The following is an 18,022-nucleotide window of genomic DNA, read 5'->3' as shown; positions in this document are numbered from 1 at the left end:
TCGATCCCCGCAGGAGCCAAGGTTCCTGCGGGGTTTACTGCATAACCCGGTCAGACCCGAAAGTTCACGCTTTTTTATGCACTGGAAGACAAAAACCATTTCTTAAACGGAGGATGAAAACATGGCACGTAAGAAGATCGCACTTATCGGTGGTGGACAGATTGGCGGCGTTTTGGCTCAGCTCTGCGCTCTGCGTGAACTGGGTGACGTGGTACTCTTCGACATCGTGGAAGGCCTGCCGCAGGGCAAGATGCTCGACATCGCCGAGGCTGCACCGGTAGACGGTTACGACGTCTGCCTGAAAGGCACCAACAGCTACGAAGACATCGCCGGCTCCGACGTGGTCATCGTAACCGCCGGTCTGCCGCGCAAACCGGGCATGAGCCGCGACGACCTGATCGAGGTCAACTCCAAGATCATGACCAGCGTCGCCGAAGGGATCAAGGCCAACGCCCCCAACGCCTTCGTTATCGTCATCTCCAACCCGCTGGACGCCATGGTCACCCTGTGCCAGAAGGTCACCGGCTTCCCCTACAACCGCGTCATCGGCCAGGCAGGCGTACTCGACTCCGCTCGCTTCAAGGCCTTCATCGCCTGGGAACTGGGCGTCTCCGTCAAGGACGTTAACGCCATGACCCTGGGCGGCCACGGCGACGACATGGTGCCGCTGGTGCGTTACGCCTCCGTGAACGGCATCCCGGTCATGGAACTGCTCGAGAACAAGTACAAGAGCAAAGAGAAGGCACAGGAAGTTATGGCTGCCATGGTCAAGCGCACCCGCGGTGCAGGCGGCGAAGTGGTGGCCCTTTTGAAGACCGGCTCTGCCTTCTACTCCCCGGCTTCCTCCGCCATCGCGATGGCCGAGTCGATCCTGAAGGACTCCAAGCGCGTGCTTCCGACCTGCGCCTTCCTGCAGGGCGAGTTCGGCGTCTCCGGCTACTACGTCGGCGTTCCCTGCGTCCTGGGTGCCGGCGGCGTGGAGAAGATCCTCGAGTTCAAACTCGACGCAGAAGAGCAGGCCATGATGGACAAGTCGGTAGCAGCCGTGAAGGAACTGGTTGGCTCCATGAAATAACGGTTTGACTCAGTTGTACCGGGGGTAAGGAGGCCACCTCCTTACCCTTTTTTTACGAGAAAAAGGCAGGAAAAGTCGTACGTTAAGTCACATTTACTTGCATTTTGTATACAGGATGTGCTACAAACACAGCATTTGCCAGCCTGAAAGGGCATTTACGCCAAAGGAGCTACGTGGATGGAGAAAAAACTGCCTACAATCGAGATCATCGAGAAGTACTGCAAAGGGTGCCATATCTGTGTGGAGTTCTGCCCGACCAAGGTTCTGGAAATGAAAGGGTTTGTCGCCAGCGTCAAGAACCTGGAGGCGTGCATCAAGTGCATGCAGTGCGAACTTCGCTGCCCTGACTTCGCGATCAAAGTTTCTGCTTAATCATCTTTAGGAGGTACGAAAGTGGCTAAAAAAGTTGCATTCCTTCAGGGGAACGAAGCTGCCGCGCAAGGTGCACTGTACGCCGGCTGCACCTTCTTCGGCGGTTATCCCATCACCCCGTCTACCGAGGTAGCCGAGGTGATGTCCAACGAGCTGCCGAAAATAGGCGGAAAATTTATCCAGATGGAAGACGAGATCGGCGCCATGGCGTCCGTTATCGGCGCGTCGCTGACCGGTGCCAAGGTACTGACCGCGACCTCCGGCCCCGGCCTTTCCTTAAAGCAGGAGCTGATCGGTTACGCCTGCATCGCCGAGACCCCCTGCGTCATCGTCAACGTGATGCGCGGCGGCCCGTCCACCGGCATGCCGACCGGCCCGTCGCAGTCCGACGTGATGTGCGCCAAATGGGGCACCCACGGTGACCACGCCGCCATCTGCCTCACCCCGGCCTCCGTGCAGGAGCTCTTCGAAGAGACCGTACGCGCCTTCAACCTGGCCGAGAAATACCGCATGCCGGTCATGGTGATGCCCGACGAGATCGTGGCGCACATGCGCGAGCGCATCGTGTTCCCCGAGCCGGGCGAGCTGGAAGTCGTGAACCGCACCGCGCCGAGCGTCTCCCCGGCCGAATACAAGCCCTACGACACCAGCTTCGGCGACGTCCCCCCGCTGGCCGCCTTCGGCACCGAGTACCGCTTCCACGTGACCGGCCTGAACAAGGGCCAGGACGGCTTCCCGACCACCAAGGCAGCCTGGGTGCAGGCCGAAGAGGAGCGCCAGATCCGCAAGGTCGACGCCAACCTCGACGACATCGTCACCTTCGAAGAGTACGAGCTGGCCGATGCCGACGTCGCCATCGTCGCCTTCGGCTCCACCTCCCGCTCCGCCCGCTTCGCCGTCAACGAAGCCCGCAAGCAGGGGATCAAGGCCGGCCTGTTCCGCATCAAGACCTTCTGGCCCTTCCCCGACAAGCAGATCGCGGCCTTGGCCGGCAAGGTGAAGCGCATCATCACCCCGGAGATGAACCTGGGCATGTGCACCGGCGAAGTGAAGCGCTGCGCCGAAGGCAAGACCGAGGTGGTCGGTATCTTCCGCGTCGATGGTGAGCCGATCAATCCGGGGCAGATCCTCGAAAAGATCAAGGAGGTCAAGTAACATGGCTTTTGATTACGATAAGTACATCCGTCCCGGTAAGCTCCCGCATATCTGGTGCCCGGGCTGCGGCCACGGCATCGTCATGAAGGGTATGATCCGCGCCATCGACACCCTGGGCCTGGACAAGAACAACACCGCGATCGTCTCCGGCATCGGCTGCGCCTCGCGTCTGCCCGGCTACATGGACTTCTGCACCCTGCACACCGCCCACGGCCGCGCTGCCGCCTTCGCCACCGGCGTCAAGATGGCCAAGCCCGAAATGAACGTCATCCTGGTGGGCGGCGACGGCGACGGTACCGCAATCGGCGGCAACCACTTCATCCACGCCTGCCGCCGCAACATCGACATGACCTACATCATCATGAACAACAACATCTACGGGATGACCGGCGGCCAGTTCTCCCCGTGCACCCCGACCGGTGCCAAGGCGTCCACCACCCCCTACGGGAACCCGGACCCCGCCTTCGACGTCGCCAAGCTCGCCATCGGCGCCGGCGCCACCTTCGTGGCCCGCGGCACCGCCTACCACGCGACCCAGATCGACAAGCTGATCGTCGAGGCGATCCAGCACAAGGGCTTCTCCGTGGTCGAGATCCTGGACGACTGCCCGACCACCTACGGTCGCCGCAACAAGTTCAAGTCCGTCATCGAGATGATGAACCGCCTGAAAGAGATCGCGGTTCCCATCAAGGCCGCCGAGAAGATGAGCGCCGAGCAGCTGGAAGGCAAGGTCATCACCGGTGTTCTGTACAAGGAAGAGCGTCCCCACTACACCGGCGAGTACGCCAAAGTCATCGCACGCGCCCAGAAGTAAGCGTAAAAGGAGAGAATCAGATGTCACAAAGATACGAAATCAGATTTTCCGGGGCTGGCGGGCAGGGGCTCATCCTTGCAGGGGTGATCATGGCCGAGGCCGCCTCGATCTACGACGGGAAGCAGGCCGTCCAGTCCCAGAGCTACGGCCCTGAGGCTCGCGGTGGCGCTTCCAAGTCCGAGGTCATCGTCTCCGACGACTTCATCGACTACCCGAAGGCGACCGTCGTGGACGCGCTCCTCGCGCTTACCCAGGAAGCGGCCGACAAGTATTCCCATGACCTGAAAGAGGGCGGGGTACTCCTGATCGACTCCGACCTGGTCAAAAACGTCCCCCCGGGGAAATTCAAGACCGTCGCCTTCCCGATCATCAACACCGCCAAGAACGAAGTTGGCCGTGAGATCGTCGCGAACATCGTGGCCTTGGGTGCCATGGTGGCACTGACCGGCGTGGTTACCAAGGAGAGCGCCGAGAAGGCGGTTCTGGCCCGCGTGCCGGAGGCCTTCCTGGAGCTGAACAAGAAGGCCTTCAACATGGGTTACGACAAGGCCGTGGCAGCAAAGGCCTAGTTTTTCGGCAGTACCGGAAATGGCACCAGCTAAGAGAGGGCCCGGCGTAGTTTGCCGGGCCTTTTCTTGTTTCACGGGGCAGGGCAGGGGGGTGTTGTACTTTTCCCGCCAATCGGCTATAAAGGGGTAACTCTCAGCCTAACTGCCACGTATCACTGAGGAACTCTTCCATGCCCCTGGAACGTTGCAACATGGCCCTCAGCCAGACCCTCGATCTCATCCAGCTGACCGACGAGACACTGCGCGGTTTTTCCCGGCGCGTCTTCACCAGCGACGAACTCTACCACGAGGTGCTCGGGAAACTTCTCGGCGGCAACGGAAGAAGGGGGCCCTCCGGCATCTTCCTCGCCACCGAGTACGCCGACTGCGCCTGCTACCGCGGCCGGGTCTACCACCTGCGCCACGGGCAGCTCATCGAAGGCTCCGACCAGATCACCGTCGACCCCGGCAGCAGTTACGCCATCTCACTCACCAGTTCCGAAAAGGCCCACGAAGCGGTTGCCGTCAACTGGGGCAAGATCTCCGGGTCCGTCGAGGAGTTCCAGGGATTTTTCCATCCTGAGGTGGTGCGTGCCATGGAAGGCCCCATCCTCAACTTCGTTACCTGCCGCATCAGCGGCGACGCGCCGGCCATCATCGTCGCCTTCAACTACCCCGGCAACGCCACCGAGTACGACGCCGACGTGCTCCGCTCCGCTGCCGTCCTGATCGGTTCCCTGGTTGCCGTCTCGGACCGGATGCGCGAGACCGAGTCCGCCTTCGGCTACACCATCGAGGCGCTGGCGCGGGCCTGCGAGGCGGCCGAGGAGGATACCGGCCGGCACATCGTGCGGGTCAACAGGTACGCCGGCGCCTTGGCCGCCAACATGGGGTTCAACTCCGCCTTCGTGGAGGACATGTCCATCTCGGCCCAGATGCACGACGTCGGCAAGATCAAGATCCCCAACGCGATCCTGCTCAAGCAGGGGCCGCTCTCCCCGCGCGAGGCCCAGCTCATGCGGCAGCACCCGGCATACGGAGCCGAGATCCTCGGGAACTCCCCCCGGCTCAAGGTGGCGCGCGAGATAGCCTGGTCCCATCACGAGAACTGGGACGGGACAGGTTATCCGAAGAGGCTCAAGGGGCAGCGGATACCGGTGGCGGGGAGGATCGTGAAGGTGGCCGACGTCTACGACGCTCTGCGCAGCAGGCGGAGCTACAAGAAGCCGATGACCCACGAACAGGCGCTCGAGGTGTTCCGGGTAGGAGACAACCGCATCAACCCGCATGCCCACTTCGACCCCGAAGTCCTGGCGACCTTCTTCAAGATCGAACATATGTTCGAGATGATTTACGACAGCTCGGTGCCCAAGATAGGGATGAAACGGAGGAAAAACGGCGGGAACGGCGGGGATACTGCGGGGAAGGACAAGCTGCCGGGCTAGGGGGAAACAGGGGGCTAGGGACTGAGGACGGGAACTTTGGGTTCAACTCCTCGCCCTTTGGGAGAGGGGCAGGGTGAGGGGGGCGCCATCTCTGCGACCGCACGGCCAAACCTGTAACAGTTAGCCCAGCCTCAGCCGCTCCACCCTGCGTTGCATGATCACCTGCTGCAGCTTTTCCGGCTCACCCGCAAACTCCTTCGGATCGATCCCCAACTGCGCCGAGTTGAGCGCGGCCACTTCCAGCACCCGCTCCCACCCGGTAAGTTCCTCAGCAAAATCCGCCCGCACCACCAGGGGCAGGATCTCCGTAGTCCCCCCCTTCATAGCATCGAGCGCAAGCTGGATCTTGGTCGAGTCCCGCAGTTCCTGCCAGCGGTTGGCGGTATTGTGCAGTTTGCACACGGACTGCAACGCCCGTTGCAGAACGACGGGAAGCCTTAAGCGCCGGCAGAAGGGGAGGGCGAGTTCGGCGCCGGCGCGGTCGTGGCCGTGGTGCTTCGGGTAGAGGTCCGGCGCAGTCGCGAGTTTGCCCAGATCGTGGAAAAGGGCGCAGAAGCGCGCCGCGGGATCGGCGGACAGCGCAGCCATCCGCTCCAAGGTCTGCAGGGAGTGGGTGAAGAGATCCCCCTCCGGGTGGTGTTCCACCGGTCCCGCCGGGACGCTCGCCATCTCGAAGATCTCGGGTAAAAGGATCCTGCCGACCCTCAGCTCTACCATGCGGCGGAAGAAGCGGCTGGGATCCGGCTTTGCCAGTGCCTTCAGCATCTCCTGGCTGAAACGCTCGATCGGGATCGGCTCCAGTCCGGGCTCCCAGTCCCGGCCCAGAACAGCCCCTTCGGCTGCGGCGTCCAGGCGCCACCCCTCGCACTCGAAGCGCAGCGCGCGGAAGATGCGGATCGGGTCGTCCGTGAGGCTCGTCGCGCTGCAGGTGCGCAGCACCCGGCCCTCGAGGTTCGGGCGTCCCTTGAGCGGGTCGTAGAGCCGGCCGTCCAGCGTCATGGCCATGGCGTTTGCGCAGAAATCGCGTTTGACAAGGTCTTCGTCGAGCGCGGCAAGCGAGGGGAGCCAGGTGATCTCCACCTTCCCCAGGTCGTGCAGGTAGCGGAAGTAGATGTTGGGGGTGCTTTTCGATTCCACCAGGCGAAAGCCCAGTGCGGTGAGAGCTTCGGTAGGAACGGCGGCGGCAAGATCGACGTCCTGGCTTGGGATGCCCAAAAGGACATCCCGTACCATGCCGCCTACCAGGAAAAGGTGATCGTGCAGTTGCTCGGGGAAGAGGGTTTTGAGCTTGTGGATGACCGAGTCCATGGGAACCTCAAAACCCTTTCTAGATCCTTTCCAGTACCGCCACGTCCTCCACATGTACCGTCTGCGGGAACATGTCAACCGGCTGTACCTCCAGCGTCCGGTAACCCATTCGCGAGAGGATGTCCAGATCGCGCGCCAGGGTCTCCGGCGAGCAGGAGACGTAGATGATGCGCTGCGGCTTGATTCCGCCCACGCTTTTGAGCACCTTCTCGTCGCACCCTTTGCGCGGCGGGTTCAGCACGATGAGGTGCGCGCCCCCCTCGTGACCGATCTCCTCGATGATCTTCGCCGCGTCCCCCGCCTCGAAGTCGCAGTTGTCGATGCCGTTTAGGCTAGCATTCTGCGTGGCGTCGGCGACGGCGCTCTCCACGAACTCGATCCCGACCACTTCCTGCGCCTTATCCGCCAAAAACAGCGAGATACCGCCGATGCCGCAGTAGACATCGAGCACCCGCTCCTCGCCGCTAAGCTTCGCGAACTCGCGCACCTTCTCGTAGATGATCTGTGCGGCGCCGCTGTTAACCTGGAAAAACGAGTGCGGCGACAGCGAGAAGGTCTTGTTCCCCAGCTTGGCGTAGAGCGTCTGCGCCTTGGTGATGAAGCGCTCCTTCTGGCCGAAGATGACGTTGCCGGTGGAGTTGTTGATGTTCTGAGCCACCACCGTGACCTCGGGGACCGCCTGCTGGACGAACTTCGCCAGGTGGTGCATCTCGTTGTACCCCTGTTCGCTGGTGACGAACACCACCATCACCTTGTCGCTCGGTTCGGCGACGCGCACCACCAGGTAGCGCAAGAGTCCCATCTCGCTCTTGGGGTTGTAGATGGGGACCTTCCCCTTCTTGATCCCGGCCTTCACCGCCTTCACTACCTTGTTGATCAGCGGGTGGTGCAGCGGGCAGTCCGCGATCTCCAGGACGTCGTGGGTGTTGCGCCGGTAGATGCCGATGACCGGATCAGAGTGCTTGCCGGCCACCACGAGTTTCGCGGAGTTGCGGTAGTTGAGCTGTTTGGGCGAGCCGATGGTGTCGTGGATCTTCACCTCGGCAAGCGACGGGTAGGCGCGCATTTCGCGGGTCACCAGGTCCTTCTTCCAGGCGAGCTGTGCGGGGTAGCGGAGCTGCATCAACCCGCAGCCGTCGCAGCACTTCCCCATCTGGCAGGCCGGAGCGAGCTCGCGCTCGGGAGAGCTCTTGATGCACCTCATGATGTTGCCGAAGGACTCCCGGCGCCCGACGTAGGTGATCTTCACCAGCAGCTGCTCGCCCGGAATCCCGCCGGCCACCAGCACGCGGCTCCCCTCGAACTGCGCCACGCCGAAGCCGTCGTTACTGGTCGAGGCGATGGACAGCTCGACGATCTTCCCCGAGTGCAGCTTGCCGTGCTCTGCCCCGTGCGGATGGTGAGCCTTGTGCTGGCTGCGCGGTGCCGGTTCGATGAAATGGCTGGGGCTGTCGTTGCGCTTCGGGCGGCTTTGCTTCTGGTCCGGTGCCGAGCTTCTCGCCGGGACTTTCGACGCTTGCTCCCTTGCCTCACCTTGGGGTGCTGCGGTATTCGGAGCCGCGGTTTTCTTGAAGGTCCTCTCCTTGCCGGCGGCAGCTGGGGCCGCTGACCTTATCGTTCCTTCCGGACGAGCGGGCTTCGTTCCGGGCCTCCCCGGGCGATGAGGCGCATCCTTCCTCGGGTCCCTCTCGGTGGGTGCAGCCGGACGTGCTGCCGGGGCTGCGTCCGAAGCGGGCGCGGCAGGTTTGCCTTTGGCGGGAGCGCGTGCCGCAGCGGGACGCTCCTTCTCCGTGTGGGGTTTTGAAGGGGATTGCTTGGACTGGTCCGACTGCCAGAACGGTTTGAACTCGGCGTCTTTTCTCTTTTTGGGGCGCTGAGCAGGATCTACTTTTGAGGAAGTGCTTTTATTTTTCATCCTTCTTACTTAGATGGAAACCCGACTCCTGTCAATAGACGAATTGCCGGTGGCACGGTTTCTCTCAGGCAGGCCAAGAGGGCGATCATTCTTGCTTTTCAGGACCGTTTTAGCTACTATGTCCCGCTATGAGAAAACAAACCAGGCAGATAAAAGTAGGCAACGTGCTGATTGGCGGCGGTGCTCCTGTCGTCGTCCAGTCCATGTGTTCCACCGATACCCGCAACGTCGCTGCGACCGTCGACCAGATCAACCGTCTGGCCGTTGCCGGCTGCGAGATCGTGCGTTGCGCGGTCCCCGATGCCGATGCCGCCGACGCACTGGCTGCCATCAAGGCTCAGACCACCCTGCCGCTCATCGCGGATATCCACTTCGACTACAAGCTTGCGCTGAAGGCCCTCGAGTCCGGCGTCGACGGCCTGAGGCTCAACCCCGGCAACATCGGAGAGCGCTGGAAGGTGGCCGAGGTCGTCAAGGCGGCCAGCGAGCGGAGCATCCCGATCCGCATCGGCGTGAACGGCGGATCGCTCGAGAAGGAGCTCCTGGTCAAATACGGCCACCCGACCCCCGAGGCGATGGTCGAGTCGGCGCTTGGGCACGTGCGCATCCTCGAGGACCTGGGCTACCGGGAGATCAAGGTATCCATCAAGGTCTCCGACGTGGTGCGCACCCTCGAGGCCTACCGCCTGCTTTCCGAGGCGATCGATTACCCCCTGCACATCGGCGTCACCGAGGCGGGCACCACGCTCACCGGTGCGGTGAAGTCCTCGGTAGGCTTAGGCATCCTGTTGCACCAGGGGATCGGCGACACCATGCGCGTCTCCCTGACCGGCGATCCGGTCGACGAGGTGCGGGTCGCCTACGACATCCTGAAGGCGCTGGGGTTGAGAAGCCGGGGGATCAACTTCGTCTCCTGTCCCACCTGCGGTCGCTGCCAGATCGATCTCATCCCGGTGGCCGAGGAAGTCGAGCGGCGCCTGGCCGACCTCGACGCCAAGTTCACCGTGGCCGTCATGGGGTGTGCCGTCAATGGTCCGGGCGAGGCCCGCGAGGCCGACTTCGGCATTGCCGGCGGCAAGGGCGAGGGGCTCCTCTTCAAGCACGGCGAGATCGTGCGCAAGGTCCCGGCCGCCGAACTCGCCGACGCCCTGGTCGAGGAAGTGCAAAAGGCCGCTACCGAAAAAAACTAAACCCGGCACACGGATTTTACGGAAACAAAGGCAAAGAAACCGGATAGGGCGTAAGGACTAAAACTAGTTTCTGGATTGCCATACCCTGCCGTTTTGCTCTGGTTTCCGTGTCATCCGCGTCCCCGCTTCTGACTTTAAAACCCAGGCACACGGATACTACGGAAACCAAGGCAATGAAGCCGGATACGGCCTTGAACCAAGAAGTAGTCTCTAGGAATTGCCGTACCTGCTGTTATGGCCCGGTTTTCGTGTCATCCGCGTTTCCGTTTTTGAATTTAACTTCGAGAGGTTGGACCACCATGCGCTACTCCCAGTACTTTATCCCGACCGTCAAGGAGACCCCCTCGGACGCCGAGGTCATCTCCCACAAGCTCATGCTGCGCGCCGGCATGATCCGCAAGCTCGCCGCCGGCATCTACAACTACCTGCCGTTGGGGCTGCGCTCCATCCGCAAGGTGGAGCAGATCGTCCGGGAGGAGATGAACAGGGCGGGCGCCATCGAGATGCTGATGCCTGCCGTGCAGCCGGCGGAACTCTGGAAAGAGTCCGGCCGCTGGGATTTCTACGGCAAGGAGCTCCTGCGCTTCAAGGACCGCAAGGACGCCGAGTTCTGCATGGGCCCCACCCACGAAGAGGTGATCACCGACCTGGTCCGCAAGGAGATCCGCAGCTACCGCCAGATGCCGATCAACCTCTACCAGATCCAGGGGAAGTTCCGCGACGAGATCCGCCCGCGCTTTGGACTTATGCGCGGCCGCGAGTTCATCATGAAGGACGCCTACTCCTTCGACGTGAACGAGGCCGGGGCCGACGTCTCCTACCAGAAGATGTACCAGGCCTACCGCCGCATCTTCGAGCGCTGCGGCCTTAGGTTCCGCGCCGTCGAGGCCGACACCGGCACCATCGGCGGCAACTACTCGCACGAGTTCATGGTGCTTGCCGACTCCGGCGAGGACGCCATCGTCTCCTGCTCGGCCTGCGAGTACGCGGCCAACATGGAGAAGGCGCAGACCCGTCCGGCGGCAGCCGGCGAGCACGCGGACCCGCGCCCGATGGAGAAGGTGGTCACCCCGGGCCAGAAGAGCGTGGAAGAAATCGCCAACTTCCTGAGCGTCCCGGCTACCCAGGTGGTGAAGACCCTGATACTTATGGCGGACAGCGAGCCGGTCGTGGCGCTCTTGCGCGGCGACTACGACTTAAACGAGATCAAGCTGAAGAACCACCTGGGCTGCACCGAACTCGAGATGGCCACCGACGAGGTGGTCTTCAAGGTGACCGGCGCCCCCACCGGTTACGCCGGTCCGGTGAACCTGCCGGGCAAGGTGAAGGTGGTGGCAGACCTCTCGCTTAAGGGGATGCACAACTTCGTGGTGGGCGCGAACGAGAAGGACGCCCACCTGAAGAACGTGAACCTGGACCGCGACGTGAAGGTCGAGGGCTTCGTCGACATCCGCAACGTCATCGCCGGCGATCCCTGCCCGCGCTGCGAAAGCGGGAAGCTGGAGATCTGGCGCGGCATCGAAGTCGGCCACGTCTTCAAGCTGGGTACCAAGTACTCCAAGGCCCTGAACGCAAGCTTCCTGGACGCCGACGGCAAAGAGCAGATCATCTTCATGGGGTGCTACGGCATCGGCATCGGCCGTACCGTCGCCGCCTGCATCGAGCAGAACCACGACGAGAACGGCATCATCTTCCCGATCCCCATCGCACCGTTCCAGGTCATCGTCTCGGTGCTCTCCGCGAAGGAAGACGAGGTGAAAGAGGCCGGCGAGAAGATCTACCAGGACCTGCTCCAGGCCGGGATCGAGGTGCTGATCGACGATCGCGACGAGCGTCCCGGCTTCAAGTTCAAGGACGCCGACCTGATCGGCATCCCGCTGCGCATAGTGGTCGGCGCCAAGAACCTGGTCGACGGCAAGGTCGAGTTGAAAGACCGCAAGACCGGCGAGGTCGAGATCATCCCGGTCGCCGAGGCGCTGGAGAAGGTGAAGGCAACCGTGAAGGCTGCCCTCGCGGTGTAAAGACTGACATAGCCACGGAGGCACGGAGCACACGGAGAACTGCAACACCGAAAGACGAGAGGGGGTAACCCCAAAAGCTTTCAGATTTTCTCCGTGCCCTCCGTGCCCCGTGGCAAAAAATAAAGGATCCACGATGACCAGAGAAGAAGCCATCAAGAAGATCATTTTCGCCATGGACGTGAGCGAATTCACCGACGTCCAATTCTGGGCCGAGACCCTTTCCGAGCACGTCGGCATGTTCAAGATCGGCAAGCAGCTCTATACCGCTTGCGGTCCCGCTGCGGTGCGCATGATCCAGAAGTTCGGCGGCGAGGTCTTCCTCGATCTCAAGTACCACGACATCCCGAACACGGTGTCGAAGGCGGTTCTCGAGGCGGCGAACCTCGGCGTCCAACTCGTCGACGTGCACGCCCTGGGTGGCCTGGAGATGATGTCCACCACCATGGAAGCGCTCGACAAGCAGTTCGGCGGCGGCTGCACCCCGCGCCCCAAGGTCTTGGCCATCACCGTGCTCACCTCCTCCAACGAGGAGACCCTGCGCGCCATCGGCATCGACCACTCTGTCCCCGAGATGGTGGTCCGCCTGGCGAAACTCGCCAAGCAGGCCGGCGTAGACGGTGTCGTTGCCTCCCCGCAGGAAGTCGGTCTGATCCGCGAGGCGTGCGGTGACGACTTCCTCATCGTCACTCCCGGTGTGCGTCCGAGCTTTGCGGCCGCCAACGACCAGAAGCGCATCATGACCCCCGCCGACGCAGTCAAGGCAGGTGCCAACTACCTGGTGATCGGCCGCCCCATCGGCGACGCCGAAAACCCGGTCGAAGCCGCCAAGCTCATCGTCGACGAGATCGTCGCGGGGTAACCTCAAAAATCAAAACCGGCACGCGGATGTGACGGAAACCAAGGCAAAACAGCAGGTACGGCAGGGTGTAATCCGGCAGCTGTGCTCTTGTTTCCGTACTATCCGCGTGCCTTTTTTTGACGTTAGGACTTTTATGAACCAGAAAGAAGAAATCATCTACGGTCTCAACCCGGTCATGGAAGCACTGCGCGGCTCGCGACAGATCTTCGAGCTGTTCGTTGCCGGCTCCAGCGCCGACAAACGTCTCGAGAAGGTCCTCAAACTCGCCGCCGAGCGCAAGGTGCCGGTGCGCCAGCGCGAGAAGGGCGACCTGAACCGCCTGTGCGGCACGGAACACCACCAGGGTATCGCCGTCAAGGCCGAGCCGTTCCCCTACGCCGACTTCGACGACGTGCTGGACTCCCTCAAGGGGAACAACGAGGGACTCATCCTGGTGCTCGACAGCGTGCAGGATCCCCACAACCTGGGCGCCCTGATCCGCAGCGCCGCCTGTGCCGGCGCACACGCCGTGGTGATCCCCAAGGACCGCGCGGCCGGCGTCACCCCGGCGGCGGAGAAGGCCTCCGCCGGCGCCAGCGAGACCATCGCCGTGGCACAGGTGGTGAACATCGCCAAGGCTCTCGAGGACTTGAAGGGAGCCGGCTTCTGGATCTACGGGGCCGACGGTTCCGCGCGCCACGACCTCTACCAGCAGAACCTGACCGGTCCCGTGGCGCTCGTCATAGGAGGGGAGGGCGGCGGCATCCGGCCCCTGGTGCGCAAGGGGTGCGACGAAGTCGTTTCCATCCCGATGCAGGGGGGCGTCAACTCTCTCAACGCTTCCGTGGCGGGCGGCATTTTACTCTTTGAAGTCGTGCGCCAGCGTCTCTTTGCAAAAAAAGGATAGTCAGCGAAACTTTTTGATTGACCTGGAGAGTCGCTTCCGGTATATAAGGGAGACCACTTGATGTCGCGGGGTGGAGCAGTCTGGTAGCTCGTCGGGCTCATAACCCGAAGGTCACAGGTTCAAATCCTGTCCCCGCAACCAAAACACCAACGCCACTTAGCCTCAGGGTTAAGTGGCTTTTTGCTTTTACGACCTGGCGAAACGGAGAGAATCTATGATGCCCAAATGCCCCACCTGCAGCTCGGAATACACCTATGAAGACGGCAGCATGTACGTGTGCCCGGAGTGCGCCCACGAATGGCCCATCAACGCCGTGGCCGAAGCCGAGGAGGCGGGCCTGGTGGTGCGCGATGCCTATGGCGTGCTTTTAAACGAGGGGGATGCGGTAACCGTAGTGAAGGACCTGAAGATAAAAGGGTCGTCGCTGGTTGTTAAGGTGGGGACCAAGGTGAGAAACATCCGGCTCATCGACGGCGACCACAACATCGACTGCAAGATCGACGGCATCGGCGCGATGCAGCTCAAATCGGAATTCGTGAAGAAGGCCTAGCAGGCCAGACAAGGCGCCCCGCAAGGCGGTAGGAGTCCAGCCATGTTGATATTCTTACTCATGCTCGTAAAGATGGCGGTGTGGGTCGTTGCCTTCATCACCGGTACCCGCTGCGGCGCCAAAGGGATGCTGCTGCATGCGGCCGGCCTTTCGCTCTTTCTCACCCTGGTGGACAAGGTGAGCGTTGCCAGCAACCTGGACCTGCGTGCGATCGGGTTGACGTTGGCTCTTTATGCCTTGATGTCGTTCATCCTATTGCCGCTCGCCTGGAAGGTGCGCAAAACCGCCCTTACCGTCGTGTTGAATTTCTTCGGTGCCCTGGGTGCCTTTGCCGGCGTGAACTTCATCATGGATTTCCTCAGGGGCTTCCTGTTTAACTAACTTCATTGCGGTACCGCTTGCGGGGACCGGCTCCGGTAGGTCCTGTCCCCCCTGGCTTCGCCCCGTCAGCGTCAGGGTTCCTGCTCCCCGTCAGCAGTTTCCTCAGCTTCTGCCTCCGGCTGCTCCTTGCCTTCCTGCTTCCGTAACAGCTTCTCCTCTTTCTTCTTTATGCGATCCAGTTCCTTCTGGCGTTTCTGAAATTTATAGTTCACCTTTGCCATGCTTTGCCCCCTCGTGTGTACGCCGGTATGATCCGCCGGCTCATGGGAAATTTCTTGCGCAGAATGCGCCTTCCTGTAATTAAAAGCAAGCCTACTGAATTCAGAGCAAAGGCTCATCCTTGAGTATATCTCTAACTCACTGACTAGATTGAGTATATTTGCTTTGAGCAGCTCTGGTCGCAGCATCATTTACTGAGGGGATGACCAGCAGCGCGAAAATAAAGTATCGGACATTCAGTAATTAGCTTGCATTGCAAGAGTTAAGCTGTTACGGTGAGAAATCTGAATTTTCGGATAATATCAAGCAGCACCAATTGGAGAAAGAAAGCATGGTAAACGGTACCGTAAAATGGTTTAACGACAGCAAGGGATTTGGCTTTTTGGAGCAGGAAAGTGGCGAGGACGTTTTCTGCCATTTCTCCGCCATCCTCGGTGACGGGTTCAAATCTCTCGTTGAAGGCGATAAAGTAACGTTTGACGTAGTCAAAGGGCCGAAAGGCCTCCAGGCTGCCAACGTAAAAACCGTCTAAGCGAAATTTTCCGCAGATACGCAAAAAGCCCCGGAGCAATCCGGGGCTTTTTGCGTTGTTACGGCAACTCTCCTTCACGTCCCATTCCAGTGAGCTGGCCTCACCTTGCCGGTTCCCTGATTTTCTGATGCGCCTCCCCCCCCTTGCACTTCCTGCGTAATTGACGGCAGTTGATACTGTATTTGCTTGTACGAAAATATGTCAATTTTATAAAAATCCACGCATGACTGTTCCGAGCTGTCCTCGTTCTGTGTCTGATGCTCATTTTATGTAAAGTATTTAATAAGAGCTCAGCGCATTCCTGACCCGTGCCGTCCCTTGTTCAGAGAAGACACTGTCTGCCAATTCGCGTTTTTGTCCGCGTAATAGCGGCGACTGCGTGATTTCATTTGCTCTGTCACCCATCCCCCTATGCAGGTAACACAATGTCTTTGCGTGAAAAAATTTAAATCAGTTTAATTGTAACGAATTGGGTTAAATCTTGAAAAGGTACCTGCGCAAGCGGGCCGCACACTAAAGGGCGGAGGGGCAAACAGACGTGCGTTGAGTGCCAATGACTGGAGAACGCTTAGATTGGGGTAGAGCCCCCTTGAGGTCAAGAACGGTTACGTTACCTGCGGTTTGGTTATCGGGGCGGAGGAGCTGATATGACGAAAAAAATCATTGTCCTGCTGATGCTCATCATCTTTCCTACGACGGCAAGTGCTGCATCATGGTTTCTGAACACCTGGGCCAAGAGCGCCGGCGGAACCGTCAACTCACGGAACATGCTGAACCAGACCTCTACAGCCGGGTCGCTTTTCAAGTCCTACACTACGCACGCGGCTTTGCCGGTAACCGTGACCGCCAACACCGGGTACAGCATCAGAGACCTGACGGTGAACGGCGTGAGCACGAGCTATCCTGCGAGCCCGGTTACCGCGTATGTGCAGGGCATGACTCAGCAAACGGTGTACGCGACTTTCGTGGCCAACCTGTTAAGTATTACGGCAAGTGCGGGGTACGGCGGTTCCGTGACTCCGGCAAGCCTCAGCAACATCTATTATGGCCAGAAACCTTCCTCCGCCATCAAGTTCACCTTCACACCCATTTCCGGCTGGAACGTCGTCAGCATCGGCGGCGTGCCTGCCGGCGCGACCGTCAGCACCTCGCTGCCGGCACCGCCAAACGTGGCAGTGAGCGTGACCTTTCCGACTACCTACACCTTTACTTCGAACGTAGCACTTTCCGGGACCTTCGCCGGCCCGCCGGTGGCCGTTACCGGCGCCCCGCAAACCGTGCTTCCCGGGACACTGGTGACCCTCAACGGCTCCGCCAGCACAGGAGCGATCACCTCCTGGAGCTGGACCCAGACCACGGGACCCGGCTTCCCAGGAACCAAGGTGCTCGCCGACAACACCTCCGGAACCACCGTCAGTTTCACTCCCACGCTGGTCGGTACCTACAACTTCCGGTTGACGGTAACAGGTGGATCAGCTGCCACCACCACCGTCATCGTCACGAGCGATCCGGCTGCGGCGGCCCGCAGCCAGTGCCAGAACTGCCACCAGGGGATCGGGATCGGAAGCGGCAGCAACGTCTTCGGAAAGTGGTCCAGCTCCACCCACCGTGCTCAGTTGGTGATGTGTGGCAAGTGCCATGTGGGAGCCGATGCCGGCGGGCATCCCGGCTTCCTGACCAGCGGAACAGTCAGCGAATCGACGTTTCTCTCTACCCGCGGCGGCGGCAATTTCTGCCTTACCTGCCACAGCGCGACTATCGGGAGCGATTTTGCCGCCTCGCCACATAGCGCCAATGCGCTGACCTGTTCCTCGTGCCACACCCAGGGAGTCCACAATCCCGATGTGCTGGACACGGTCTGTAACGGCTGCCACCGCGACGCCAGCGGCAACGTGACCAATCACCCGTTCGCCATCGGTGCCAATCCCTGCGTCGCCTGCCATAACCCGCACAGTACGGCAGGAAGTGCGGCGGGGGCGACGTCGGCGCACTACAACAACCTGACCAGCGCCGGCTACCCGGCCTCCTACGTGACCTCGCGTTCCAACTGCTCGAACTGCCATGCCGACAGCAGCGCAAACCTTTCGGTGCGCCAGCAGTGGGGGCGCTCGGCCCACGCGGCAGTCGCCGATCCCCCCTGGAAAGGGGAGGACTATAAGACCAAATCCGGCTGCGTGCAGTGCCACACCACGACCGGCTTCGTCGCCTGGTCCAGCGCCAGGTGGACCGCAGCCTGGGGGAGCGCCGCCGACAAGACCAAGGAGGTGCTGAACTGCAACGGCTGCCACAGCGACATCGCCGCTGGGGCCTTGCGCTCGGTCACCCCGGTGCGCCCCTATGCCGACGATCCGGGATACCAGAACCCGAACATCGGCAAGTCGAACATCTGCCTTGGCTGCCACAGCGGCACCAACAACGGCCAGGGGATCGCGGTCCGACTTGCGAACCAGGCCGATTTCGGCAACCTGAACTTCAGCGGCCCGCACCTCATGGCGGTCGGCGGCACCAGCTACGCAAGGGGGGGCTACCACTTCCCGGGCCGCAGCTACAGCGCCGAGGCCACCCATACACGGCTTGGGTCCGGCGATGCGAGCGGGCCTTGTCTCTCCTGCCACAAAAACGCCACCAACGGCCACACCTTCGCCTCCGGCGCGTTGCCGGTCTGTGCCGGCTGCCACGGCACCTACCTTACCGAGGCGAGCCTCGCTGCGGATCGCGCTTCCTTCCAAAACGCTCTGGAGATCCTCAGGGC

At 61.2% G+C, this 18,022-nt stretch carries 17 protein-coding genes and 1 tRNA gene; 15 read left to right on the top strand and 3 right to left on the bottom strand.

Going from position 1 to position 18,022, the window contains the following annotated elements; translation table 11 throughout:
• The first annotated feature begins 121 nt into the window (after positions 1-121).
• The 6 genes from mdh (at position 122) to GMST_RS16820 (ending at position 5,409) form a co-directional block, all read left to right on the top strand.
• The gene (mdh, locus tag GMST_RS16845; protein WP_183355864.1) at positions 122-1,075 is read left to right on the top strand and encodes a malate dehydrogenase; all 954 of its coding nucleotides are present in this window, start codon (positions 122-124) and stop codon (positions 1,073-1,075) included.
• Positions 1,076-1,252: 177 nt separating this feature from the next.
• Positions 1,253-1,447: a 4Fe-4S binding protein gene (locus GMST_RS16840; RefSeq protein WP_015836638.1), complete on the top strand. Its 195-nt coding sequence runs from the start codon at positions 1,253-1,255 to the stop codon at positions 1,445-1,447.
• Between the two features lie 21 nt (positions 1,448-1,468).
• Positions 1,469-2,602 carry a 2-oxoacid:acceptor oxidoreductase subunit alpha gene (locus GMST_RS16835; RefSeq protein WP_183355863.1) on the top strand — a complete coding sequence of 378 codons (1,134 nt, stop codon included), beginning with the start codon at positions 1,469-1,471 and terminating at the stop codon, positions 2,600-2,602.
• Position 2,603: 1 nt separating this feature from the next.
• Entirely contained in the window at positions 2,604-3,416 is an 813-nt protein-coding gene (locus GMST_RS16830) for a 2-oxoacid:ferredoxin oxidoreductase subunit beta (RefSeq protein ID WP_183355862.1), read from the top strand.
• 20 nt (positions 3,417-3,436) lie between these two features.
• The gene (locus GMST_RS16825) at positions 3,437-3,985 is read left to right on the top strand and encodes a 2-oxoacid:acceptor oxidoreductase family protein (protein WP_183355861.1); all 549 of its coding nucleotides are present in this window, start codon (positions 3,437-3,439) and stop codon (positions 3,983-3,985) included.
• 170 nt (positions 3,986-4,155) lie between these two features.
• Positions 4,156-5,409: an HD-GYP domain-containing protein gene (locus GMST_RS16820; RefSeq protein ID WP_183355860.1), complete on the top strand. Its 1,254-nt coding sequence runs from the start codon at positions 4,156-4,158 to the stop codon at positions 5,407-5,409.
• Positions 5,410-5,529: 120 nt separating this feature from the next.
• Here the strand turns inward: GMST_RS16820 and GMST_RS16815 are convergent, their stop codons facing one another.
• Together GMST_RS16815 and rlmD are read right to left on the bottom strand one after the other, a co-directional pair.
• Complete coding sequence (locus GMST_RS16815) at positions 5,530-6,717, bottom strand: HD domain-containing protein (RefSeq protein ID WP_183355859.1); 1,188 nt, start codon at positions 6,715-6,717, stop codon at positions 5,530-5,532.
• 19 nt (positions 6,718-6,736) lie between these two features.
• Positions 6,737-8,632 (bottom strand): 23S rRNA (uracil(1939)-C(5))-methyltransferase RlmD, encoded by a 1,896-nt coding sequence (gene rlmD, locus GMST_RS16810; RefSeq protein WP_183355858.1) that lies wholly within the window; start codon positions 8,630-8,632, stop codon positions 6,737-6,739.
• 128 nt (positions 8,633-8,760) lie between these two features.
• Here rlmD and ispG point away from each other — a divergent pair, with 128 nt between their 5' ends.
• The 7 genes from ispG to GMST_RS16775 all read left to right on the top strand — a co-directional run bounded on the left by ispG (position 8,761) and on the right by GMST_RS16775 (position 14,519).
• Positions 8,761-9,822, top strand: coding sequence for a flavodoxin-dependent (E)-4-hydroxy-3-methylbut-2-enyl-diphosphate synthase (gene ispG, locus GMST_RS16805; protein ID WP_183355857.1), 1,062 nt, complete (start codon positions 8,761-8,763; stop codon positions 9,820-9,822).
• 299 nt (positions 9,823-10,121) lie between these two features.
• On the top strand, positions 10,122-11,843 hold the full coding sequence (locus tag GMST_RS16800; RefSeq protein ID WP_183355856.1) for a proline--tRNA ligase: 1,722 nt from the start codon (positions 10,122-10,124) through the stop codon (positions 11,841-11,843).
• Positions 11,844-11,976: 133 nt separating this feature from the next.
• Positions 11,977-12,702, top strand: a complete 726-nt coding sequence (gene pyrF / locus GMST_RS16795) for an orotidine-5'-phosphate decarboxylase (protein ID WP_183355855.1) — start codon at positions 11,977-11,979, stop codon at positions 12,700-12,702.
• Positions 12,703-12,835: 133 nt separating this feature from the next.
• A complete protein-coding gene (gene rlmB, locus GMST_RS16790; protein ID WP_183355854.1) occupies positions 12,836-13,588 on the top strand; it encodes a 23S rRNA (guanosine(2251)-2'-O)-methyltransferase RlmB in 753 nt (250 codons plus the stop codon).
• Positions 13,589-13,652: 64 nt separating this feature from the next.
• Positions 13,653-13,729: transfer RNA gene (locus tag GMST_RS16785), tRNA-Met, on the top strand.
• A gap of 73 nt (positions 13,730-13,802) precedes the next feature.
• The gene (locus GMST_RS16780) at positions 13,803-14,138 is read left to right on the top strand and encodes a zinc ribbon domain-containing protein YjdM (protein WP_183355853.1); all 336 of its coding nucleotides are present in this window, start codon (positions 13,803-13,805) and stop codon (positions 14,136-14,138) included.
• Between the two features lie 42 nt (positions 14,139-14,180).
• The gene (locus GMST_RS16775; RefSeq protein WP_183355852.1) at positions 14,181-14,519 is read left to right on the top strand and encodes a hypothetical protein; all 339 of its coding nucleotides are present in this window, start codon (positions 14,181-14,183) and stop codon (positions 14,517-14,519) included.
• A 71-nt stretch (positions 14,520-14,590) separates the two neighbouring features.
• Here the strand turns inward: GMST_RS16775 and GMST_RS16770 are convergent, their stop codons facing one another.
• Positions 14,591-14,740: a hypothetical protein gene (locus GMST_RS16770; RefSeq protein WP_183355851.1), complete on the bottom strand. Its 150-nt coding sequence runs from the start codon at positions 14,738-14,740 to the stop codon at positions 14,591-14,593.
• Between the two features lie 329 nt (positions 14,741-15,069).
• On the opposite strand from GMST_RS16770, the gene GMST_RS16765 reads away from it, so the two are divergent.
• Together GMST_RS16765 and GMST_RS16760 are read left to right on the top strand one after the other, a co-directional pair.
• Positions 15,070-15,270, top strand: a complete 201-nt coding sequence (locus tag GMST_RS16765; RefSeq protein ID WP_183355850.1) for a cold-shock protein — start codon at positions 15,070-15,072, stop codon at positions 15,268-15,270.
• A gap of 647 nt (positions 15,271-15,917) precedes the next feature.
• Positions 15,918-18,022 (top strand): multiheme c-type cytochrome (locus GMST_RS16760; RefSeq protein ID WP_443093445.1); only part of this gene is annotated, 2,105 nt, incomplete at its 3' end.

It is taken from the genome of Geomonas silvestris (assembly GCF_014193515.1).
GTDB classification, from domain to species: domain Bacteria; phylum Desulfobacterota; class Desulfuromonadia; order Geobacterales; family Geobacteraceae; genus Geomonas; species Geomonas silvestris.
This window is presented reverse-complemented; position numbering and strand designations above follow the sequence as displayed.